The organism is Mycobacterium sp. ABE4_509 (assembly GCF_056160785.1).
The window spans coordinates 1-20,694 of sequence record NZ_JBSWXU010000098.1 but is presented as its reverse complement, the minus strand read 5'-3'; the positions used below and the strand labels follow the sequence as shown (position 1 = coordinate 20,694).

At 70.5% G+C, this 20,694-nt stretch carries 20 protein-coding genes and 1 pseudogene; 12 read left to right on the top strand and 9 right to left on the bottom strand.

What is annotated here, in order from left to right; translation table 11 throughout:
* Window positions 1-118 precede the first annotated feature (118 nt).
* From ACXAID_RS19225 to ACXAID_RS19215, 3 genes are read left to right on the top strand one after another with little or no spacing between them, the layout of a single operon-like run.
* Window positions 119-904, top strand: a complete 786-nt coding sequence (locus ACXAID_RS19225) for an SDR family NAD(P)-dependent oxidoreductase (protein ID WP_475023804.1) — start codon at window positions 119-121, stop codon at window positions 902-904.
* Window positions 905-910: 6 nt separating this feature from the next.
* Complete coding sequence (locus ACXAID_RS19220) at window positions 911-1,804, top strand: hypothetical protein (RefSeq protein WP_475023803.1); 894 nt, start codon at window positions 911-913, stop codon at window positions 1,802-1,804.
* Window positions 1,797-2,447 (top strand): TrmH family RNA methyltransferase, encoded by a 651-nt coding sequence (locus tag ACXAID_RS19215; RefSeq protein WP_475023802.1) that lies wholly within the window; start codon window positions 1,797-1,799, stop codon window positions 2,445-2,447. Before ACXAID_RS19220 ends, ACXAID_RS19215 begins: the two co-directional genes overlap by 8 nt.
* On the opposite strand, the pseudogene ACXAID_RS19210 reads toward ACXAID_RS19215, so the two are convergent.
* Both ACXAID_RS19210 and ACXAID_RS19205 read right to left on the bottom strand, forming a co-directional pair.
* Window positions 2,337-3,938, bottom strand: a pseudogene (locus ACXAID_RS19210) (MFS transporter); the annotation flags it as partial. The gene ACXAID_RS19215 and the pseudogene ACXAID_RS19210 sit on opposite strands and share 111 nt — an antisense overlap.
* Window positions 3,935-4,474 carry a TetR/AcrR family transcriptional regulator gene (locus ACXAID_RS19205; protein ID WP_475023801.1) on the bottom strand — a complete coding sequence of 180 codons (540 nt, stop codon included), beginning with the start codon at window positions 4,472-4,474 and terminating at the stop codon, window positions 3,935-3,937. The gene ACXAID_RS19205 and the pseudogene ACXAID_RS19210, both read right to left, overlap by 4 nt.
* Window positions 4,475-4,547: 73 nt before the next feature.
* On the opposite strand from ACXAID_RS19205, the gene ACXAID_RS19200 reads away from it, so the two are divergent.
* Window positions 4,548-5,681: a glycoside hydrolase family 76 protein gene (locus tag ACXAID_RS19200; protein WP_475023800.1), complete on the top strand. Its 1,134-nt coding sequence runs from the start codon at window positions 4,548-4,550 to the stop codon at window positions 5,679-5,681.
* Entirely contained in the window at window positions 5,674-7,521 is a 1,848-nt protein-coding gene (gene nhaA, locus ACXAID_RS19195) for a Na+/H+ antiporter NhaA (RefSeq protein WP_475023799.1), read from the top strand. Before ACXAID_RS19200 ends, nhaA begins: the two co-directional genes overlap by 8 nt.
* A 3-nt stretch (window positions 7,522-7,524) precedes the next feature.
* On the opposite strand, the gene ACXAID_RS19190 is transcribed toward nhaA, so the two are convergent.
* Window positions 7,525-8,193 carry a DedA family protein gene (locus ACXAID_RS19190; protein WP_475023806.1) on the bottom strand — a complete coding sequence of 223 codons (669 nt, stop codon included), beginning with the start codon at window positions 8,191-8,193 and terminating at the stop codon, window positions 7,525-7,527.
* A 197-nt stretch (window positions 8,194-8,390) separates the two neighbouring features.
* Here ACXAID_RS19190 and fbaA point away from each other — a divergent pair, with 197 nt between their 5' ends.
* A complete protein-coding gene (gene fbaA / locus ACXAID_RS19185; RefSeq protein ID WP_475023798.1) occupies window positions 8,391-9,425 on the top strand; it encodes a class II fructose-bisphosphate aldolase in 1,035 nt (344 codons plus the stop codon).
* 9 nt (window positions 9,426-9,434) lie between these two features.
* Here the strand turns inward: fbaA and ACXAID_RS19180 are convergent, their stop codons facing one another.
* On the bottom strand, window positions 9,435-10,268 hold the full coding sequence (locus ACXAID_RS19180) for an Rv0361 family membrane protein (protein ID WP_475023797.1): 834 nt from the start codon (window positions 10,266-10,268) through the stop codon (window positions 9,435-9,437).
* A 101-nt stretch (window positions 10,269-10,369) separates the two neighbouring features.
* Here ACXAID_RS19180 and ACXAID_RS19175 point away from each other — a divergent pair, with 101 nt between their 5' ends.
* Window positions 10,370-10,786, top strand: a complete 417-nt coding sequence (locus tag ACXAID_RS19175) for a DUF3151 domain-containing protein (protein WP_475023796.1) — start codon at window positions 10,370-10,372, stop codon at window positions 10,784-10,786.
* A gap of 1 nt (window position 10,787) precedes the next feature.
* Here the strand turns inward: ACXAID_RS19175 and ACXAID_RS19170 are convergent, their stop codons facing one another.
* Entirely contained in the window at window positions 10,788-11,678 is an 891-nt protein-coding gene (locus ACXAID_RS19170; RefSeq protein WP_475023795.1) for a cation diffusion facilitator family transporter, read from the bottom strand.
* An 82-nt stretch (window positions 11,679-11,760) separates the two neighbouring features.
* On the opposite strand from ACXAID_RS19170, the gene ACXAID_RS19165 reads away from it, so the two are divergent.
* The gene (locus ACXAID_RS19165) at window positions 11,761-12,942 is read left to right on the top strand and encodes a polysaccharide pyruvyl transferase family protein (RefSeq protein WP_475023794.1); all 1,182 of its coding nucleotides are present in this window, start codon (window positions 11,761-11,763) and stop codon (window positions 12,940-12,942) included.
* Here ACXAID_RS19165 and ACXAID_RS19160 read toward each other — a convergent pair.
* A complete protein-coding gene (locus tag ACXAID_RS19160; protein WP_475023793.1) occupies window positions 12,909-13,688 on the bottom strand; it encodes a site-2 protease family protein in 780 nt (259 codons plus the stop codon). The two genes, ACXAID_RS19165 and ACXAID_RS19160, sit on opposite strands and share 34 nt — an antisense overlap.
* A 10-nt stretch (window positions 13,689-13,698) precedes the next feature.
* Complete coding sequence (locus tag ACXAID_RS19155) at window positions 13,699-14,274, bottom strand: peptidase M50 (protein ID WP_475023805.1); 576 nt, start codon at window positions 14,272-14,274, stop codon at window positions 13,699-13,701.
* 60 nt (window positions 14,275-14,334) lie between these two features.
* Here ACXAID_RS19155 and ACXAID_RS19150 point away from each other — a divergent pair, with 60 nt between their 5' ends.
* The 4 genes from ACXAID_RS19150 to ACXAID_RS19135 all read left to right on the top strand — a co-directional run bounded on the left by ACXAID_RS19150 (window position 14,335) and on the right by ACXAID_RS19135 (window position 18,567).
* Complete coding sequence (locus tag ACXAID_RS19150; RefSeq protein WP_475023792.1) at window positions 14,335-15,744, top strand: multicopper oxidase family protein; 1,410 nt, start codon at window positions 14,335-14,337, stop codon at window positions 15,742-15,744.
* 107 nt (window positions 15,745-15,851) lie between these two features.
* Window positions 15,852-17,147, top strand: a complete 1,296-nt coding sequence (locus ACXAID_RS19145) for an adenylosuccinate synthase (RefSeq protein ID WP_475023791.1) — start codon at window positions 15,852-15,854, stop codon at window positions 17,145-17,147.
* Window positions 17,144-17,824 (top strand): PaaI family thioesterase, encoded by a 681-nt coding sequence (locus tag ACXAID_RS19140; RefSeq protein ID WP_475023790.1) that lies wholly within the window; start codon window positions 17,144-17,146, stop codon window positions 17,822-17,824. Before ACXAID_RS19145 ends, ACXAID_RS19140 begins: the two co-directional genes overlap by 4 nt.
* A 17-nt stretch (window positions 17,825-17,841) precedes the next feature.
* Window positions 17,842-18,567, top strand: a complete 726-nt coding sequence (locus ACXAID_RS19135; protein WP_475023789.1) for a hypothetical protein — start codon at window positions 17,842-17,844, stop codon at window positions 18,565-18,567.
* Here ACXAID_RS19135 and ACXAID_RS19130 read toward each other — a convergent pair.
* On the bottom strand, window positions 18,524-18,724 hold the full coding sequence (locus ACXAID_RS19130; protein WP_475023788.1) for a ferredoxin: 201 nt from the start codon (window positions 18,722-18,724) through the stop codon (window positions 18,524-18,526). The two genes, ACXAID_RS19135 and ACXAID_RS19130, sit on opposite strands and share 44 nt — an antisense overlap.
* 16 nt (window positions 18,725-18,740) lie before the next feature.
* Window positions 18,741-20,694 (bottom strand): MMPL family transporter (locus tag ACXAID_RS19125; RefSeq protein ID WP_475023787.1); only part of this gene is annotated, 1,954 nt, incomplete at its 5' end.

Genomic DNA, 20,694 nt, shown 5'->3' with positions numbered 1-20,694 from the left:
GGCCGCTCCGAGCTTCCGCCGGGCTACCCGCCTCCGCGCCCCGAGCCGGGCCGGGCTCAGCCGCCGTCGCGCAACGGCCGGCAGTCGCCGAACTATCAGCGATAAGTATCCTCTGGGCATGTCCCGCCCTGTCGCCCTGATCACCGGGCCGACGTCCGGTCTCGGTGAGGGGTTCGCCCGTCGCTACGCCCAGGACGGCTACGACCTGGTGCTGGTCGCGCGCGACGAGGCCCGGCTGGCCCGGCTGGCCGCCGAACTGCACGACGAGGCGGGTGCGAACGTCGAGGTGCTGCGCGCCGATCTGGCCTCGGCCGACGACCGTGCCGCCGTTGCCGAGCGGTTGCGGGCCGGGGTGGCGGTACTGGTCAACAACGCCGGCTTCGGCACTGCCGGCGAGTTCTGGTCGGCCGACTACGCCACGCTGGCGGCCCAGCTGGACGTCAACGTCACCGCGGTCATGCAGCTCACCCACGCCGCGCTGACACCGATGCTGGCGGCCGGCCGGGGAACCGTGCTCAACGTGGCCAGCGTGGCCGGCCTGCTGCCCGGCCGCGGCTCGACCTATTCGGCCTCCAAGGCCTGGGTGGTGTCGTTCTCCGAGGGGCTGGCCAACGGGCTGGGCGGCACCGGGGTGTCGGTGCATGCGGTGTGTCCGGGTTTCGTGCACACCGAGTTCCACGCCCGGGCGGGCATCGAGATGGACGGCACACCGTCGTTCCTGTGGCTCGGGGTCGACGACGTGGTCCGCGACACGATGGCCCAGCTGCGCAAAGGCGAGAAAGGTCAGGTCGTCATCATTCCCGGCCTGCAGTACAAGGCGCTGACCACCGGCGGGCGGATGGTGCCCCGCTCGGTGGTGCGGGCCGTGACACGAGTCGTGGGCAGGGGCCGTGGCCGGACGTGAGCTTCGGTGCGGCTGATCGCGCTGCTGACGGCGATCCTGCTGGCCGTCACCTCGTGTTCCGGGGACGCCGAGGCGACCGACGTGTACTCGGCGACGACCGCGGCGATGGGTGAGTCGATCGCGATCCTGGGCTGGAACATGTCGGTGGCCAACCTGCGCTTCGACGGTGACCACGTGCTGGTGGACGTCGAGGCGTCCCCGTCGGCCGACGGCGGCGAGCACGTCGCGCCGGCCGACATCAGGTTCGGCCTGTACGGCGCGCTGGCCCATCCCATCGAGACCGGCGCCGTCGGTGGCTGCGACGACGTCACACCCCTGGGTATCCAGCCGTTGTCGGCGCCGGGTCCGGACCGGATGTCGGGCACCGTGTGCCTCGGCCCGCTGCGCGATCAGGCGCAGGTGCGCGGACTGTATGTGTACTCCCCGCGCGACCGTATCGCCGGGGCCACCGTGGCCTACCCCGCCGCGTTCCCGGTCGGGGTGCTGCCGACCAACGAGAACGACATCGGTCTGACGATGCGCACCACCAGCGTCGACGCGTTCCGGGCCGACGGTGCCAAACTCGACCCCGCCGCCCTCGGCGACCCGGGCGCCTTCACCGGCAACGGCTACATGCTCATCGGGCTCGAAATCGACGGTCTGGCAGCGCGATACCGCGACGAGTCGGCCGAGCGGGGTGGCCCGCTGATGGTGCTGGCCGCGCCGACGATCCAGGGCCGGGGGCTCAGCCACGCCTGCGACGCCTACGGCGCGTCGGTGCTGGTGCTGCCCGACGCGTCGCGGGATCGGGTGCAGGTCCGGGTGTCGCTGTGCACCCAGGGCGAGATCAACAACGCCCTGCTGTACGCCACGATGTCGATGTCGGCGACGCATGCCGGACTCTGGACGACCCGTGAGTGAGCAGGAAGTCCCCGGCCCCACCGAGTGGGGTGACGGGCCCGGGGTCGGGCCGTGGCAGGGGGAGCTGCCCGACGACCCGCGGTACGACCCGGACCTGCTCGGTTCCGGCGACACCCGCAATGTGGTCGACGCCTACCGGTATTGGACCCGCGCAGCGATCGTCGCCGACATCGACGGGCGCCGCCACCGGTTGCACGTCGCGATCGAGAACTTCGGCAACGACGCCAACATCGGCTCGGTGGTGCGCACGGCCAACGCGTTCGCCGTGCACACCGTGCACATCGTCGGGCGCCGACGGTGGAATCGGCGCGGCGCCATGGTGACCGACCGCTATCAGCGGTTGTGCCACCACGACAGCACCGGCGAACTGCTGGAGTTCGCCGCGGACGCCGGCCTGACGGTGGTGGCGGTGGACAACGTCCCGGGTGCGTCACGCATCGAGGACGTGGTCCTTCCGCGGGACTGCCTGCTCGTCTTCGGTCAGGAAGGGCCCGGGATCACCGCCGAGACGAAGGCCGGTGCCGACACGACGGTGTCGATCGCACAGTTCGGCTCGACGCGAAGCATCAACGCCGCCGTCGCCGCCGGCATCGCCATGCACACCTGGATCCGTCAGCACGCCGACCTCGACCGGGCGTGGTGACGGGTTGTCCCGCAACAACACCCAGACGGCCACCGCAGCGATCAGCAGCAGCGCCGCCCCGGCGCCGGAGGCGACCGCCAGGCCGTGGGTGAACGCCTCCCTGGCCGCCGCGAGCAGGCCGTCGGCCTGCGCGGCGGGCAGCTCGCCGGCGGCGTGGATCGCGCTGGGCAGCGAGTCCCGCGCCTGGTTGGCGAGGTGGGCGGGAATGCTGCCGGCGATGTCCACCGTCCGGTACACCGCGGTCAGGATCGAGCCCAGGATGGCGATGCCCAGGGCCATTCCGAGCTCGTAGGCGGTCTCGGAGACGGCCGCCGCCGAGCCGGCGCGCTGCGGGGGCACGCTGGCCAGGATGACGTCGCTGGCCACGGTGAACGCCAGGCCCAGGCCGACGCCGACCACGAACAGCGCGACGCCCAGCGGCAGGTAGGGCACCGCGCTAGACAGCAACAGGATCGTCATCAGCGCCGCCATCGCGACACCGACCAGCGTCAGGCCGACGGTCAGCACCAGGCGGTGGGAGAAGCGGCGTACCGCGACGCCGGCGAGCACGCCGAACACCGTGGCCGTGACCGCGGCGGGCAGTTCGGCCAGCCCGGCCTGCAGCGGGCCGTAGCCGCGCACCAGCTGGAAGTACTGCGACAGGAAGAACACCAGGCCGGACAGGCCCAGCACCGACAGCAGGTTGGCCGCCACCACGCCGCTGAACACCGGACGGCGGAACAGTCGCACGTCGATCAGCGGGGCGGGCAGCCGCAACTGGCGGCGCACGAACAGCGTCAGCGCCGCCGCACCGATCAGACCCGCGACGACGGCGTCCAGCCGAATCCCGTGTGCGGCTGCGGCGATGCCCTCCTTGATGGCGTACACCGCCGCGAGCATGCCGACCATGGACAGTCCGACGCTGGGCAGGTCCCACGGTCCGGGGTTGGGGTTGCGCTGCTCGGGCAGCAGGACCAGACCGCCCACCACCAGGACCACCATCACCGGGATGTTGATCAGGAACACCGAGCCCCACCAGAAGTGCTCGAGCAGGACGCCGCCGATGACCGGGCCCAGCGCGGCGCCGGCGGAGAAGGCCGCCGCCCAGACGCCGACGGCGATGCTGCGCTCACGCTGGTGCGGGAACAGTCCGCGGATCAGCGCGAGCGTGGCAGGGGCCAGCGTGGCGCCGGCCATGCCGAGCAGCGCCCGGGTGCCGATCAGCATCTGCGGCGAGGACGAGTAGGCGGCGATGACCGAGACGACGGCGAATGCGGTTGCGCCGCAGAGCAGCAGCTTCCGGTGTCCGACACGGTCGCCGAGGCTGCCCATGCTGATCAGCAGCGCGGCCAGCACGAACGAGTAGATGTCGCCGATCCAGAGCAGTTGGGTCCCGGTGGCCGACAGGTCGGCGCTGATGAACGGGGTCGCCAGCGCCAGCACGGTGCCGTCGATGCCGACGATCAGCACCGCGGTGGTCAGGACGCCGAGAGCGAGCCAGCGTCGGGTCATGAGTTCGTCACTCCGTTGAGTAGTAGGTCGATGATGAGTCGGTCGAAGTCGCGGGCGCCGACCCGGCCTGTGCGGATGGCCCACTCGGTGCCGGTGACCAGGCTGTAGAACGCCTCGGTGAGCCAGGGTGCGGGCAGATCGGCGCGGAAGTCGCCGTCGCGTTGTCCGCGGCTGAACAGCGCCGCGATCTCGTCGTCGATCTCCCGCCAGACGTCGAGCGTGGTGTCGGGGTCGAGGTCCTGGCTCTGGCTGTAGAGCAGCGCGAGATACGGCGAGACCGGCTGGCACGCCGACACCAGGCGGCGCAGCGCGTCGGTGGCCGGACCGTCGGACAGGCGCACCGCGGCCAGCACGTCGCGCATCTCGGCGACGGCCAGATCCTCCAGTGCGACCATCAGCGCCCGCCGGCCGGAGAAGTGCCGGTGCAGGGTGGCCCGGCTGACGCCGACGGCGGCCGCGATCTCGTCCTGGGTTGCGTTGGGGCGGCGACCGAGGAAATCGGCCGCCGCACGTAACAGCTGGTCGCGGGTCGGCATGAGACAACTATAGCTCATATGAGACAAAAAAGTCTCATACCGTTGTTCGCGCTGATGGGGCAGGATCGACGGCATGGATCAGTTGTGGGCCAACCGCGCGGCCAGCGCAGAGACCGCGGTTGTCCAACGGCACCTCCGCCGGCTGTGGGGGCTCCCCGGCACCCAACTCGGCGTGGTCGCGTGGCCGGCCGCCTCCCGGTACCGGCGCTTCGGCACCTGGCACTACTGGTGGCAGGCGCACCTGCTGGACAACCTGGTCGACGCGCAGCTGCGCGACCCGACCCCGCAGCGGCAGCAGTCGATCGGCAGGCAGATCTGCGGGCACCGGCTGCGCAACCTGGGCCGCTGGACCAACGACTACTACGACGACATGGCATGGCTGGCGCTGGCCGTCGAGCGGGCCGGGCGGCTGGCCGGGGTGGCCAGGCCCAAGGCGCTCGAGACGCTGTGCGACCAGTTCGTCACCGCCTGGGTGCCCGAGGACGGCGGCGGCATCCCGTGGCGCAAGCAGGACCAGTTCTTCAACGCCCCCGCCAACGGGCCGGCGGGCATCTTCCTGGCCCGGTACGGCGACCGGCTGCGCCGCGCCCAGCAGATGGCCGACTGGATCGACGAGACCCTGATCGACCCGCAGACCCATCTGGTCTTCGACGGCATCAAGGCCGGCTCGCTGGTCCGCGCCCAGTACACCTACTGCCAGGGCGTGGTGCTCGGGCTGGAGACCGAACTCGCGGCGCGCACCGACGATGCCCGGCACGCCCAGCGGGTCCACCGGCTGGTGTCCGCCGTCGCCGAGAACATGGCGCCCGGCGGGGTGATCAAGGGCGCCGGCGGGGGGGACGGCGGACTGTTCGACGGAATCCTGGCGCGCTACCTGGCGTTGGTAGCCACCATGCTGCCCCGCACCGGACCCGACGACACCGCCGCGGCCGCCACCGCCCGCTCGATCGTGCTCGCCTCGGCGGAGGCGGCGTGGGACGGCCGCCAGAGCCCCGAGGACCTGCCGCTGTTCAGCGCGTTCTGGGACCGGCCCGCCGAGGTGCCCGGCGCCTCCGGAGCCGACGCCCGGTCGGTGGACGGGGCGGTCAATTCGTCGGAGGTGCCCGAGCGCGACCTGTCGGTGCAGCTGGCCGGATGGATGCTGATGGAAGCCGCGCACACCGTCGCGGGCGACGAATGGGAAACCGTCGCGGCCGACGGTGACTGAACTGCCGGCCCAGCGGGGGTTCCCGCTGCTGCCCTCGCGGCGGCTCAACCGCGGTTCCACGGCGACCAAGACGTCGGACAACACCGCGGCGGCGCTGCTGCTGGCGTTCACCGTCGTCGCGATTCTCTGGGCGAACTCGCCGTGGGCGCAGAGCTACACCGAGCTCCTGGACACCCATCTCGGGATCAGCTTCGGCGACCACCACTTCGCCATGTCGGTCAAGCACCTCGTCAACGACGCGTTGATGGCGTTCTTCTTCTTCATCGTCGGCCTGGAGGTCAAACGCGAGTTCACCATCGGCGAGCTCACCGACCGGTCCCGCGCCGCGGTCCCGGTGGTCGCCGCCGCGGCCGGGCTCGTGCTGCCGGCGATGGTGTTCCTGGCGCTGAACCCGTCCGGGGCGAACGCGCACGCGTGGGGTGTGGTGATCTCCACCGACACCGCGTTCCTGGTCGGCGCACTGGCCGTCATCAGGCCGATGTTCCCGGCCCGGGTACGGGTGTTCCTGCTGACCCTGGCGGTGGTCGACGACGTCGGGGCACTCGGGGCGATCGCGCTGTTCTACTCCGATCGCATCGAGGTCGGCCCGCTGGTGGTCGCGGTGACAATGCTGGTGGCGCTGGCGCTGGTGCGGTTCCTGCCGGCCGCGCGCGGACCGGCCTACGCGGTGGGCGGCGTGGCGCTGTGGATCGCGCTCTATCTGGCCGGGATCCATCCGACGCTGGCCGGCGTCGCGGTGGCGTTGCTGATCCCGGTGTTCACCCCGGAGCGCGGTCCCGTCGAACGCGCCGTCGAACAGATCCGGGTGTTCCGCCAGTCGCCGAACTCGCAGTACGCGCGTGCCGCGAGTCGTTCCCTGCGGGAGTCCATCTCGATCAACGAGCGGCTGCAGGAAAGCGTCGGGCCGGCGGTGTCCTTCGTGATCCTGCCGCTGTTCGCACTCGTGAACGCCGGGGTGCGCCTCGACGCGGCCAGCCTGAGTGCGGCTGTTCGCTCATCGCTGACCTGGGGCATCGTCGCCGGGCTGGTGCTGGGCAAGTTCGTCGGCATCACCGCGGCGACCTGGTTGATGCGGCGCAGCGGCCTGGGAGTGCTGGTGCCCGGTCTGACGTTGCGGCGCATCGCCGGCGGCGCCGCGCTGTCCGGGATCGGGTTCACCATCTCGCTGTTCATCGTCGACATCGCGATCTCCGATCCGGCCCGCCAGGACCAGGCCCGCATCGGTGTGCTGGCCGCCTCGGTCATCGCGTTCATCCTGGGCTGGGCGGTCTTCCGGATCACCGACTGGCTCAGCCCGCCCGAACCGGTCGGGTTGAAGCTGCTGCGCCCCGTCGACCCCGACCGGGACCACATCCGCGGCAGCCACGACGCCCCGCTGACGCTGGTCGAGTACGGCGACTTCGAATGCCCGTTCTGCAGCCGGGTCACCGGCTCGATCGACGAGGTCCGCGCCCACTTCGGCGACGAGCTGCGCTATGTGTGGCGGCATTTCCCGCTGGACCGGGCACATCCCCGCGCCTTCGACGCGGCCCGGGCCAGCGAGGCGGCGGCGCTGCAGGGCAGATTCTGGGAGATGGCCCACGAGCTGTTCGACCACCAGGACGACCTGGAATGGTCGGACATGTACCGCTACGCGGTGACCGCGGGCTGCGACATCGAACAGTTCGACCAGGACGTGCGGGTGCATTCGTCGAAGGTGCTGCACCGGGTCACCGACGACGCCGAGGACGCCGAGGCGATGGATCTCAACGCCACCCCGACGCTGTTCGTCAACGGCAGACGCCACCGCGGCCCGTGGGATGCCGCCAGCCTGATCCGGGCCCTGGAGGAGACCCGCTGACGATCAGGCGGAGGGTTCGGCTGCGGTGCCGCCGGCCTGCTTGGCCGCCTTGCGGCGTTTGTACCACTCGATGGCCATCGGCAGCACCGAGAGGACGACGATGCCCAGCACGATCGGCTCGAGCAGGTTCTGGACCGCGTCGAACCGGCCCAGCCAGTAGCCCAGCAGGGTCAGCCCGCATCCCCAGATCACCGCGCCGACGGCGTTGTACAGGGTGAACACCGCGTAGTTCATCCGCGCCGCGCCCGCGGTGATCGGGGCCAGCGTGCGCACGATCGGCACGAAGCGGGCGATCACGATCGCGAACGGGCCGCGCTGTTCGAAGAAGATGTGCGCCTCGTCCAGATAGCGCTGCTTGAGGAACCGCGCGTTGGGTTTGAACATCGCGGTGCCGATGTTGCGGCCGATCCAGTACCCCACCTGCGCACCCAGCACCGCGGCGATCGGGATGAACAGCAGCAGCTGCCACAGCGCGAAGTTGGCCTGAACCGTCCCGTCGGCGGTCGCCTTGGCGGTGCCGGCGGCGAGCATGCCCGCGACGAACAGCAGCGAGTCACCGGGCAGCACCGGGAACAGCACGCCGGACTCGACGAAGACGACCAGCAGCAGCCCGATCAGCGCCCAGGTGCCGAAATAGCCCAGCAGGTTGATCGGGTCCAGGAAATCGGGCATCAGCGCGAGATTGTCGACGACCACGGCTCTCAGGGTACCGGCGTCCCGGTTGGCGTACGGCCACCCACGAGGCGGTCCATGTCGGGGTCGCCGGCGACGGGCGGTGCCGTTCGGTGTTGAGGATGCACTGACCGTGTGAGGTCCGGCCATTCTTGCGATACTGCTGGGCAAAGCCAGGACAGCTGAGAGGAAGACCGATGCCCATCGCCACTCCCGAGGCCTACGCCGAGATGCTCGGCCGCGCCAAGGAGCACTCCTACGCATTCCCGGCGGTCAACTGCACGTCGTCGGAGACCATCAACGCCGCCCTCAAGGGGTTCGCCGACGCCGGCAGTGACGGCATCATCCAGTTCTCCACCGGCGGTGCGGAATTCGGATCCGGACTGGGCGTCAAGGAAATGGTGACCGGCGCCGTCGGCCTGGCCGAGTTCGCCCACATCGTCGCCGAGAAGTACCCGATCACGGTCGCGCTGCACACCGATCACTGCCCGAAGGACAAGCTCGACACCTACGTGCGCCCGCTGCTGGCGATCTCTTCGGAACGGGTCGCCAAGGGTCTGAATCCGTTGTTCCAGTCGCACATGTGGGACGGTTCGGCGGTACCGATCGACGAGAACCTCGAGATCGCCCAGGAGCTGCTCAAGCAGGCCGCGGCCGCCAAGATCATTCTCGAGATCGAGATCGGGGTGGTCGGCGGCGAGGAGGACGGTGTCGAGGCCGAGATCAACGACAAGCTCTACACCACCCCCGAGGACTTCGAGAAGACCATCGAGGCGCTCGGCGCCGGTGAGCACGGCAAGTACCTGCTGGCCGCGACATTCGGCAACGTGCACGGCGTCTACAAGCCGGGCAACGTGGTCCTCAAGCCCGAGGTGCTGGCCGAGGGGCAGAAGGTCGCGACGGCCAAGCTCGGTCTGCCGGACGGCTCCAAGCCGTTCGACTTCGTCTTCCACGGCGGGTCGGGTTCGCTGAAGTCGGAGATCGACGACTCGCTGAACTACGGCGTGGTCAAGATGAACGTCGACACCGACATGCAGTACGCCTTCACCAGGCCGGTCGCGGCCCACATGTTCACCAACTACGACGGCGTGCTCAAGATCGACGGCGAGGTCGGCAACAAGAAGGCCTACGACCCGCGCAGCTACATGAAGAAGGCCGAGGCCGCGATGAGCGAGCGCGTCATCGAGGCGTGCAACGACCTGCACAGCGCGGGACGCAGCATCACCGGCTGAGCCGGCCGCTCAGCCGGTGGGGGCCTGGCAGATCTTCCACTGGTCGTCGCGGAACTGCAGATCGAAGCTGCGGGTCGAGCGGGTCTGTGGTGCGTAGGCCATGAAGGTGGTGACGTTGGCCTCGGCGTGGTCGCCGTTGACCACCACCTGGTCGATGCTGGCGACGACCGGGTACTGCTTGGCGGCGGCGACGCGGGCGTGGGTGTCGGCCCACGCCTTGTCGTCGTAGCGCACGTAGCTGTCCCGGGTGGCCCCGCAGGTCATGCTGCGCAGCGCGGCCAGGTCGCCGTTCTGGACCGCGATGTCGAAGTCCTCGATGGTGGAGCGCACCATGTCCTCCTGGGACACCGCGGGGGTGGAGCTGCGGGTCAGCAGCAGGGTGCCCAGAACGGCGATCGCCGCCAGCGCCGCGATGATGATGACGATCGCGGCCACCCAGCCCCAGCTGCGTTTCTTGCTCGGCGGGGCGGTCGGTTTGGGGGCGTCGCCGCGCGGCGGGATCATCTGTGGCCCGGCCGGCTTGGTGAAGGCTTCGGTGGGCGGCTCCGATTCGTGCGCGGTGAAGGCCTCGGTGGGCGGCTCGGGCGGCCGGTCGATGATCTGGGTCGAACCCGCGTCGAAGCCCGACGGCGCGGTGTAGCGGCGTTCGCCGTGCTCGTCCTTCGGATCGGCGGAGTCCGGAGCGTCCGGCGCGATGATCTCGGTGGTGGCCTCGCTCTGCGGATCTCGGACCGGCGTCACCTCGGTGGGGTCGTCGGCGCCCGTGGCATCGGGCGGGCCGTCGGGCCCGGGTTCCCCGTCGGTGGTCTCGTCCGGTCGATCAGGCCCTGTGGGGTTCGACATCCGTGCTGCGGTCCTCCCTGGTCTCCCCATGCACAACGTTACGGCGGAAGCTTAGTCATCCACGGTGACGGCCGCCCGTGCCCACACGGCACAATGGGGCCATGACTCGGATGGGTGACCTCCTCGGACCTGAACCAGTACTGCTGCCCGGTGACCCGGCCGCCGAAACCGAGCTGGCCGCAGCCGAGAATCCGGCGATCGTGGCGGCTGCGCACCCGTCGGCCTCCATCGCCTGGGCGGTGCTCGCCGAGGACGCGCTCGCCGACGACAAGGCGGTCACCGCCTACGCCTATGCGCGCACCGGCTACCACCGTGGTCTGGACCAGCTGCGCCGCAACGGGTGGAAGGGGTTCGGCCCCGTCCCGTTCGCCCACGAACCCAACCAGGGGTTCCTGCGCTGCGTCGCCACGCTGGCCAAGGCCGCCGACGCGATCGGGGAGCGCGACGAGTACCAGCGCTGCCTGGACCTGCTCGACGACTGTGACCCCGCGGCGCGCGGCGCGCTCGGGTTGTCCTGAGTCAGTTCGTTTCGCATTCGCAGTCGACGGCCGCGTCGGGCGGTTCCACCTGCACGGTCGAGTGGTCCAGGCCGCGGGCGGCGAGTACGGCCCGGGCGTCGTCGAGAACCAGCGCGGCCTCACGGCCGCTGGTCAGGTGCGCGGTGACCATGTCCTTGCCCGGCACCAGGGTCCACACGTGCAGGTCGTGCACCTCGGTCACACCTGCCACCGCATTCAGGGCGGTGCGCAGCTCGTCGACGTCGATGTGGCTGGGCGACGACTCGGACAGGATTCGCAGCGCGGCGCGGGCCAGTGAGAAGGCGCGCGGCAACACCCACAAGGCGACCAGCACGGCGACGACGACGTCGGCGTACGGCCAGCCCGTGGTGACGGTGACGACACCGGCGACCAGCACACCGATGCTGCCGACGGTGTCGGCGAGGACCTCCATGTAGGCGCCCTTGACGGCCAGGCTGGATTCGGAGTGCGAACGCAACAGCAGCACGACGGCCGCGTTGGCGGCCAGGCCGACCAGTGCGACGACGATCAGCGGGACGCCGGGGACCTCCGGGGCGTCGCCGATCCGCTCGATCGCCTCGTAGAGGATGAATCCCGCCACCCCCAGCAGCAGGGCGGCGTTGGCGACCGCGGTGAACACCTCGGCGCGATGCCAGCCGTAGGTCCGCGACGGCGAGGTGCTGCCGCGGCGGGCCAGCAGCACCGCGGTCAACCCCATGAACATCGCGACGAGGTCGGTGAGCATGTGGCCCGCGTCGGCCAGCAGCGCGATCGAGTCGATCGCCACCGCCGTGGTGAGCTCGACGACGAAGAAGACCGTGAGGATTCCCGCCGCGAGCATCATGCGCGACACGCGGGCATCGGTGTGGCTGTGGTCGTGTCCCGCACCCATGCGACGAAATATATGCGATATCACGCATATGTGGCAAGCGCCTTGTCGATCCCGCAGGTCGGGCGCCCTCTAACATGAGCCCATGTCGCAGGGTCGGGAATCGCCTGTCTACTACCTGGTGGCCACGGCCGGATTTCCGAACTACGGCGACGAGCTGATCCTCAGCGGCTGGTTGCACCACCTGGCCCGGGTGGCCCCGCAGGCCACCGTCTGGGTCGACACGCACTCGCCGGGCCCCACCCAGATGTTGCTCGGCGATGCGCACCCGCGGGTGCGGTTCACCGACACCCTGTGGCGGTTGTGCTGGGAGGCGCCGTCCGAGAACCCCTGGGAGGTGGCCGGCTGGGTGCAGAGCGCGGTGGCCGAGCCCGGCCTGGCGCCGCGCTGGCACCAGGGAATCATGGCGCTGCACGCCCTGGACGTGGTGCACGTCGTCGGAGGCGGGTACGTCAACCGGATCTGGCCGCGGCACCTGGGGCTGCTGGCCGGGGCCGCGGCGGCGGCTCGGCATTCCGGCGCTGCGGCGGCGATGACCGGACAGGGGCTGACCCCGGAGCCCGATGGCACGCTGCCGCTGCTGCGGGCGCTGGCCGCCAGATTCGACGTCGTCGACGTGCGTGACGGGCCGTCGGCGGAGCTGCTGGGTGTGGAGACCGGCGTCGACGACGCCTTCCTGGCGGTCGGAGCCGAACGCTCGGTGGACCCGCGTGACCTCTGGCCCGACGGCGGCCGGCCGTCGGTGATGGTGTGCCTGCAGTCCGACCTCAACGAGGTGGGCACCGGCGCGGTCGCCGGCGCCGCGCTGTCGATGCTGCGGTCCTGGGGCGTGCGCGGTGACCAGGTGTGTGTGGTCGAGGGCATTCCCCGGGTCGACCGGGAGGTGTACGCGCTGATCGAGCACGAGCTGCCCGGCGCCTGCTTCTACCCGTTCGCGCAGGTGTGGGACCGCGGACTGCCGGTGTCGGCCGAGCAGACCTGGATCTCCACCCGTTTCCACCTGCACATGGCGGCGGCCGCGGCGGGGGCCTGCGGCGTCGCGGTGGCGATCAGCTCCGACTACTACGCCACCAAACATCAGTCGCTGATCGACCTGGGTTCGGGCTGGACCCTGCTGGAGGACATGAGCCGGGTGCCGGCCCGGCCGGTCGGATCCGGTTTCGCCCCGGGCACCGTCGAGCGGCTGCGCAGCGGCAAACGTGCGCTGGCCGCCAGGATCTACCGCTCGCCGGGTCAGGTCCAGGCCGACCAGAACCGGGTCAGCTGACTTCCCTCCCAGGACAGCGCGGGGGAGACGCCGGACAGGTCGAACAGCCAGTACACCGCGCTGAAGAACCACTGGTTCAGCGGCGGCGCGATGAGCACGAGCAGCAGGATGAAAAAGCCCCATTGCTTGGCCGGGGCCACCGCGCGCCGGGTCTGCGCGCTCAGGTGCGGCTCCAGCGCGCCGTAGCCGTCCAGCCCCGGGATCGGCAACAGGTTCAGCAGCAGCGCGGTCACCTGCAGGAAGCCCAGGAAGGCAACGCCGGCCCAGAACACCGAGTGGGCCGGGTCGAACAGCACCCGGGTCAGGGCCAGCAGGGTGATCGCGAAGGCCAGGTTCACCGCCGGGCCGGCCAGGCTGACGGTGGTCTGCCGGCGCGCCGTCATGAAGCCGGTGCGGACATACACCGCGCCGCCCGGCAGACCGATCCCGCCGATCGCGATGAACAGCACCGGCAGCCCCAGTGACAGCAGCGGGTGTGAGTACTTCAGCGGGTTCAGGGTGAGGTAGCCGCGCACCGCGACGTCGTGGTCGCCGAAGCGCCACGCGGTGTAGGCGTGGGCGAACTCGTGCAGGCACAGGGTCACCAGCCAGCCGAAGATGACCAGCACGAAGACACCCAGGTAGGCCAGCGGCCCCGCCTGGCTCGCCGCCAGCCACGCCAGCACCGCGCCGGCTGCGGTGGCGGCGATCAGAGCCAGGAAGACCGGGCTGGGCCGGACCGACCGGTGCAGCGGGCGAACATTCACCTCACTGAAGCTACCTGCGGTTTCCCGGCCCGGCCCGCAGCCAGCCCTGGGTGTGCCGGTAGAACGTCGAACGCCGCACCGGCCGCGGCGCGGGCTCGCCGTCGCGGATCACGGTGGCTCCCGTCGTGCCCAGCTGGGCGGCGCGGCCGGCGACCCAGCGCCCGCGTCCCGGCGAGAGCACCCTGGCCCGCAGCCCGGGCATGGACGGCAGCGGTTCGATCCGCACCCCGGCCGCGTCACCGTCGAACAGGACGGTGTCGTCGACGATGCCCTCGCCGTGCACGGTCTGGGCGTCTGCCGGCGGCAGCCAGTAGGCCACCGAGGTCAGCACGGTTGCGGTTTCGTCGCGGATCAGCGGGACGCGGCGGGCCGGTTCGGTCAGGGCCCGGCGTGCCTGCCACCACCGCCGCACGTGGGCCACTTCGACGTCGAGCCGGTCGGCCTTGAGCAGCCGGGTCAGCACCGCGGACAACTCGCGGTGGCTGCCGACGACCAGAACGCGGCGGCAGTCGGTCACGCCGTCGACGTCGACGACCGGCAGCTCCCGGAGCCGCCGCGGAACCCGCGCGGAACCGAAGACGGCGATCTCGGGCACCGAGTTCTCCTTTCTCCGGTAGGCGATGGCCGGTGGTGCGACGATCTTGGCATGCTGTCCCGCCGAGGCTTCCTGCTCGCGTCGACCACCGGGCTCGCCGCTGGTCTGACCGGCGCGTGCGCCCCCAGGACCCAGGTCGAGCAGTCTGCCGCCCCGGACGTCCTGGACTTCCCGATGCGCGCCGCGGAGACCGACGTGGACCTCGGCGGGCTGGCGGTGCGTACCTGGACCTACACCGGCACGGTGCCGGCCACCGAGATCCGGCTCCGCAAGGGGCAGACGCTGCGCGCACCGGTGGCCAACACCCTGCCGCAGGAGACGACGGTGCACTGGCACGGGCTGGCGATCCCGAACGCGATGGACGGCGTGCCGGTGCTGACCGGCCCGGCGGTCGCGCCCGGGGAGGAGTTCACCTACGAGTTCCGGGTGCCCGATGCCGGCACCTACTATCTGCACTCCCATGTCGGCACCCAGCTGGACCGGGGGATGTACGGGCCGCTGATCATCGAGGACCCCGCCGACGGCGCCGACTACGACGACGAGCTGGTGGTGGTCCTCGACGACTGGATCGACGGCACCGGCACCAACCCCGACCAGGTGTTCAAGAAGCTGCAGACCGACGGGATGGAGCCGATGGAACCGGGTGGGCCCGGTGTGACCCCGACGGCTCCGCTGGGCGCCGACGGCGGCGACGTGACCTACCCCTACTATCTCATCAACGGTCGCGTCACCACCGATCCACAGGTCGTCGATTACGGTGCCGGACAACGGATTCGGCTGCGGATCATCAACGCGGGCGCGGACACCGCATTCCGGGTCGGCGTACCGGGCAGCACGCTGCGGGTCACCCACGCCGACGGGTTCCCGGTGGTGCCGCGGGAGACCGACTCGGTGATCCTGGGCATGGGCGAGCGTGCCGATGCGATCGTCGAACTGACCTCCTCGGTGCCGGTGATCGCCGCCGCCTACGGCAAGGACGGTTACGCCCGGCTCAACATGCGCGTCGGCGGGCAGCCGTCGACCGTCGACGTCGACGAGTTCGTCTCGGTGCTGCGCAACCAGGTACCGCTGAACACGTCCACCCTGGCCCCGGACCCGTCGGTCGCGTTGCCCGCCCGCCCGACCGACACCTCGGTCGACCTCGCGCTGCAGGGCCCGGTGGCGCCCTACGCGTGGCCCATCAACGGCAAGCTCTACGACCCGCCCCGCAACGGCATCGGGCTGCAGGCGGGCACCCGGGTGCGGATGCGCTACGTCAACGAGACGTCGATGTATCACCCGATGCACCTACACGGACAGACGTTCCAGGTGGTCGGCGGCCCGCGCAAGGACACCGTGCTGGTTCCGCCGAAACAGACCGTGGAAGTCGAATTCGACACCGACAATCCGGGCCGCTGGATCGTGCATTGTCACAACGACTACCACCTCAACGCGGGCATGGCGACGTTCATCGAGTACTGAGCCGTGCCCGTAGGCCGTCGCTGAGCTATGGCGGGCGGTGGTGGGTCGATTACCCTGTCTGCCGGGATGTGCCCAGAACGGGCTCAGTAAACGCGGGAGTACCAGCCATGCCGGCAATCGTGCTCATCGGCGCTCAGTGGGGTGACGAGGGCAAAGGTAAGGCCACCGATCTGCTCGGTGGCCGTGTCCAGTGGGTCGTGCGCTATCAGGGGGGCAACAACGCCGGCCACACGGTGGTGCTGCCGACCGGGGAGAATTTCGCGCTGCACCTGATCCCGTCGGGAATCCTGACCCCCGGCGTGACCAACGTGATCGGCAACGGCGTGGTGGTCGACCCCGGCGTGCTGCTCAGCGAACTGCACGGTCTCGAGGAGCGCGGTGTCGACACCGGACGGCTGTTGATCTCGGCCGACGCGCACCTGCTGATGCCCTACCACGTGGCGATCGACAAGGTCGTCGAACGGTACGCCGGCAGCAAGAAGATCGGCACCACCGGCCGCGGCATCGGTCCCTGCTACCAGGACAAGATCGCCCGCATCGGCATCCGCGTCGCCGATGTGCTCGACGAGACGCTGCTGGCCGAAAAGATCGAGGCGGCACTGGAATTCAAGAACCAGGTGCTGGTCAAGATCTACAACCGCAAGGCGCTGGAACCCGCCGAGGTGGTGGACAGCCTGCTGGCTCAGGCCCAGGGCTTCTCGCACCGCATCGCCGACACCCGGTTGCTGCTCAACGCCGCGCTCGAGGACGGCCAGACAGTGCTGCTGGAGGGTTCGCAGGGAACGCTGCTCGACGTCGACCACGGCACGTATCCCTTTGTCACATCGTCGAACCCGACTGCCGGCGGCGCCGCGGTCGGCTCCGGCATCGGGCCGACCCGGATCACCGCCGTGCTGGGCATCCTCAAGGCCTACACCACCCGGGTCGGCTCCGGCCCGTTCCCCACCGAACTGTTCGACGAGCACGGTGAATACCTGGCCAAGACCGGCGGCGAGATCGGGGTCACCACCGGCAGGCGGCGCCGGTGCGGCTGGTTCGACGCCGTCATCGCCCGGTACGCGACCCGGGTCAACGGCATCACCGACTACTTCCTGACCAAACTCGATGTGCTGTCCAGCCTGCAGACGGTGCCCATCTGTGTCGGCTACACCGTCGACGGCAAGCGCACCGACGAGATGCCGATGACCCAGAGCGACATCGCGCGCGCCGAGCCGATCTACGAGGAACTGCCCGGCTGGTGGGAGGACATCTCCGGAGCCCGCGAGTTCGACGAGCTGCCCGCCAAGGCGCGCGACTACGTCCTGCGGCTCGAAGAGCTTGCCGGAGCCCGGGTTTCCTGCATCGGAGTCGGGCCAGGGCGGGAACAGACGATCGTCCGCCACGACATCCTCGGGCCCGCGTGAGTTCCCCGGCAGCCGCCGGCGGTGCCAACGGGGACGATCCGCGCAGTGCCGATCCGCGTACTGTCGACCCCGACTACGACCGGCACGGCGGATTCCCGAACTTCCAGCCGGCGGATCCCGGCCCCGGTTTCGGGCGGTTCCTGTCGGCGATGCGCCGCGCGCAGGATCTGGCCGTCTCGGCCGACCCGGATACCCAGACCTGGGACCGCGCCGCCGATCTGGCCGAGCAGCTGGTCGGCTTGCTGGGACCGTTCGAGGCCGCCGAGGGGGTGGGGCCGGCCAACCGGGTCCCGTCGCTGCCCGGGGCCGGCAGCCTGCTGATGCCGCCGTACCGGGTTCGCACCTTCGAGCCCGACGAGGTGGTGCTGGAGGTGCAGTTCAGCCGATTCTCGGTGGGGGGCAACCACGCCGTGCACGGCGGGGTGCTGCCGCTGTTGTTCGACTCGGTGTTCGGCATGGTGATCCACGCTGCGGGCCGCCCGATCAGCCGCACCGCGTTCCTGCACGTCGACTATCGCCGGGTCACCCCGATCGACACCGTGCTCACCGCCAGGGGCTGGGTGGCCGAGGCGCAGGGCCGCAAAGCCTTCGTCAACGCCGAACTGCTCGACGGCGAGGGGAACCTGCTGGCCGAGGCGAACGGGTTGATGATCCGGTTGTTGCCCGGGCAACCCTGAAGGAGCACCATGATGCTGTGCCTCGTCAGATCGACCGGAGCCTGCGCCGGCTGAGCACCCCGCGGGCCGCCGCGTTCGCCGGTGTGTTGTTCGCGTTGCTGTTCGGGACCTCGCTGGTGTTCATGCGCCTCGCGCTGCCCGCCGATGCCGAGTTGGGCTCGCAGTGGGTGGACGGTCCCGGGCAGCGGTTGCGGGTCGCCGTGGTGCTGATGCCGTTCGCCGGTATCGCGTTCCTGTGGTTCATCGGTGTGGTGCGTGACGGACTGGGTGAGCTGGAGGACAGGTTCTTCGCCTCGGTGTTCCTGGGCAGCGGCCTGTTGTTCCTCGGGATGATCTTCACCTCCACCTCGGTCGGTGCCGGCCTGCTGGCCAGCAGGGAGATGGTGCTGCACGCCGACACCCGCACCGAGGTGGTCGCTTTCGGGCAGGGACTGTTGCTGGCGCTGAGCAACACCTACGCGCTGCGGATGGCCGCGGTGTTCATGATCTCGCTGGCCACCATCTGGTTGAAGACGCGGTTGATGCCGCGCTGGCTGGTGATCGTCACCTACGTGACGGCGCTGAGCGTGCTGGTGGCCAGTGACGTCAACATGTGGATGACGGTGATGTTCCCGGTCTGGGTGCTGGTGGTCAGCCTGGTGATGTTGTCGCGCGCCGGGGTCATCGACCTACCCGGCGACGACGAGGACGACCCGCAGGTCAGTCCTCGACCAGACTCAGCGCGGTCGCCGGACACAGCTTGACGGCTTCCCGGACGCGGTCGGCCAGCTCGCCGGTGGCCTCCACCTCGTCGGTCAGGATCACGACGATGCCGTCGTCGTCCTGGTCGAACACTTCCGGGGCGACCATCACGCAGTTGCCCGCCTGGATGCACAGCTCGCGATCGGCCTCTACCTTCATCAGTTCCCCACCGTACTCACAACGCGTGCCGTCCGCGGCGGACTGCGGTTCCCCGTTCGCGCGCGGTGACCGGTGACGGCCACCAGATCCGCGGTCCGATGAGAGTGAACAGCGCCGGGATGACGACCGTGCGCACCACGAAGGTGTCGAGCAGGATGCCGAGCCCGACGATGATGCCGACCTGGGTCAGCACGATCAGCGGAAGCACACCCAGCACGCAGAACACCGCGGCGAGCACGATGCCCGCGCTGGTGATGACCGCGCCGGTCGCCGAGACGGCCCGCACGATGCCGTCGGTGGTGCCGTGCTCGGGGGTCTCCTCCTTGGCGCGGGTGACCAGGAAGATCGTGTAGTCCACCCCGAGCGCGACCAGGAACAGGAACGCATACAGCGGCGCGGTGTCGTCCAGCCCCGGAAAGCCGAACACGTGCACGCTGGCCCAGCCGCCCAGGCCGAGAGCCGCCAGCGCGGACAGCACCGTGGCCGCCACCAGGATCAGCGGGGCCAGGGCCGCGCGTAACAGCACGTAGAGCACCGCCAGTACGACGGCCAGGATGGCCGGCACCACCACCAGGCGGTCGCGCTGCGCGGCGGCGGCGGCATCGCGGGCCTTGGCGTCGGACCCGCCTACCAGGCCCGACGGGTCGGCGTCCCGTACCGCCGCGCGGAGCGCGTCGACGGTGTCGAAGGCCTGCTCGGAGGCCGGTGGTGCGGCCAGCACGACCGACCACTGGCGCAGCCCGTCGGGCCCGGCACCGGCCGGGGTGACGGACACGACGCCGGGGGTGTCGGCGATGGCGCGCTCGACCGCGTCGGCGTGCTCAGCGGAGCCGATGACCACGGTGGGGTCGGTCAGTCCGCTGGGAAAGTGCTCGGCCAGGGTGTTGTACCCGTCGACGGATTCGGCCTGGACCCGGAACTGTTCGGTCTGGGAGAGGCCGAACGGGGTGGCCAGCAGCCCGGTGCACAACACCGCCAGCACACCGATCGACACCACCGCCACCGGCCCGGGCCGGCGCGAGACCCCGGCCGCGATGCGGTGCCACACTCCGCTGTCGGTCAGGGCGGGGGCCCCGACTCTGGGGATGAAGGGCCAGAACAGGGCCCGGCCGAACAGGCCCAGCAGCGGCGGCAGCACCAGCAGCACGAAGACCGCGGCCACCACCAGACCCGAGGCGGCCTGGACACCGAGGCTGCGGGTGGTCGGGGCCGAGGCGAGCAGCAGGGTCAGCAGCGCCAGCACGACGGTCGCGTTGGAGGCCACGATGGCCGGGGCGGCGCGGCGGACCGCGATGTCCAGTGCGGCATGGTGCGACTCGTGGCGGCCCAGTTCCTCCCGGTAGCGGGAGATCAGCAGCAACGCGTAGTTGGTGCCGGCGCCGAACACCAGGACGCTGGTGATGCCGGAGGTGGAGCCGTCCGGGCTGACCCCGACGGCGTCGGCGACCGCGCTGCCGAGCACGGCGGCGACGCGGTCGGCGAAGGCGATGACCAGCAGCGGCACCAGCCACAGGGTCGGGGAGCGGTAGGTGATGATCAGCAGCAGCGCGACCACGGCGGCGGTGACGGCCAGCAGGGTCACGTTGGCGCCGGAGAACGAGTCGGCGATGTCGGCGCCGAACGCCGGGCCTCCGGTGACCTCGGCACGCAGGTCGGCGGGCAACCCGTCGTCGGCGGCGTCGCGCACCGCGGTGACCTGGTCGCCGAGCGCGAAGCCGGACAGTTCGGCGTTGAGCGGCACGGTCGCCAGCGCGGCCTGGCCGTCCTCGGAGACCTGGGTGGGCGGCCCGGGGGCGGCAGCGGTGTCGGCTGCCGAGAGCATCCGTTGCCGGGCCTGATCGGCGGCCCGCAGATCGGCTTGGGTCAGGGCCGCTCCGTCGGCGCGGGTGACCACCAGGATCACCGGCGCCCGGCCACCGCCGGGGAAGGCGGCCCGGGCGGCGTCGGCGCGGGCCGATTCGGCGCCGGCC

Coding starts and splice junctions, on each gene's coding strand:
- ACXAID_RS19170 (WP_475023795.1), bottom strand. CDS start 11,678: ATGGGTGCGGGACACGACCACAGCCACACCGATGCCCGCGTGTCGCGC.
- ACXAID_RS19130 (WP_475023788.1), bottom strand. CDS start 18,724: ATGAAGGTAGAGGCCGATCGCGAGCTGTGCATCCAGGCGGGCAACTGC.
- ACXAID_RS19190 (WP_475023806.1), bottom strand. CDS start 8,193: ATGCCCGATTTCCTGGACCCGATCAACCTGCTGGGCTATTTCGGCACC.
- ACXAID_RS19225 (WP_475023804.1), top strand. CDS start 119: ATGTCCCGCCCTGTCGCCCTGATCACCGGGCCGACGTCCGGTCTCGGT.
- ACXAID_RS19205 (WP_475023801.1), bottom strand. CDS start 4,474: ATGCCGACCCGCGACCAGCTGTTACGTGCGGCGGCCGATTTCCTCGGT.
- fbaA (WP_475023798.1), top strand. CDS start 8,391: ATGCCCATCGCCACTCCCGAGGCCTACGCCGAGATGCTCGGCCGCGCC.
- ACXAID_RS19165 (WP_475023794.1), top strand. CDS start 11,761: ATGTCGCAGGGTCGGGAATCGCCTGTCTACTACCTGGTGGCCACGGCC.
- ACXAID_RS19145 (WP_475023791.1), top strand. CDS start 15,852: ATGCCGGCAATCGTGCTCATCGGCGCTCAGTGGGGTGACGAGGGCAAA.
- ACXAID_RS19150 (WP_475023792.1), top strand. CDS start 14,335: ATGCTGTCCCGCCGAGGCTTCCTGCTCGCGTCGACCACCGGGCTCGCC.
- ACXAID_RS19200 (WP_475023800.1), top strand. CDS start 4,548: ATGGATCAGTTGTGGGCCAACCGCGCGGCCAGCGCAGAGACCGCGGTT.
- ACXAID_RS19180 (WP_475023797.1), bottom strand. CDS start 10,268: ATGTCGAACCCCACAGGGCCTGATCGACCGGACGAGACCACCGACGGG.
- ACXAID_RS19175 (WP_475023796.1), top strand. CDS start 10,370: ATGACTCGGATGGGTGACCTCCTCGGACCTGAACCAGTACTGCTGCCC.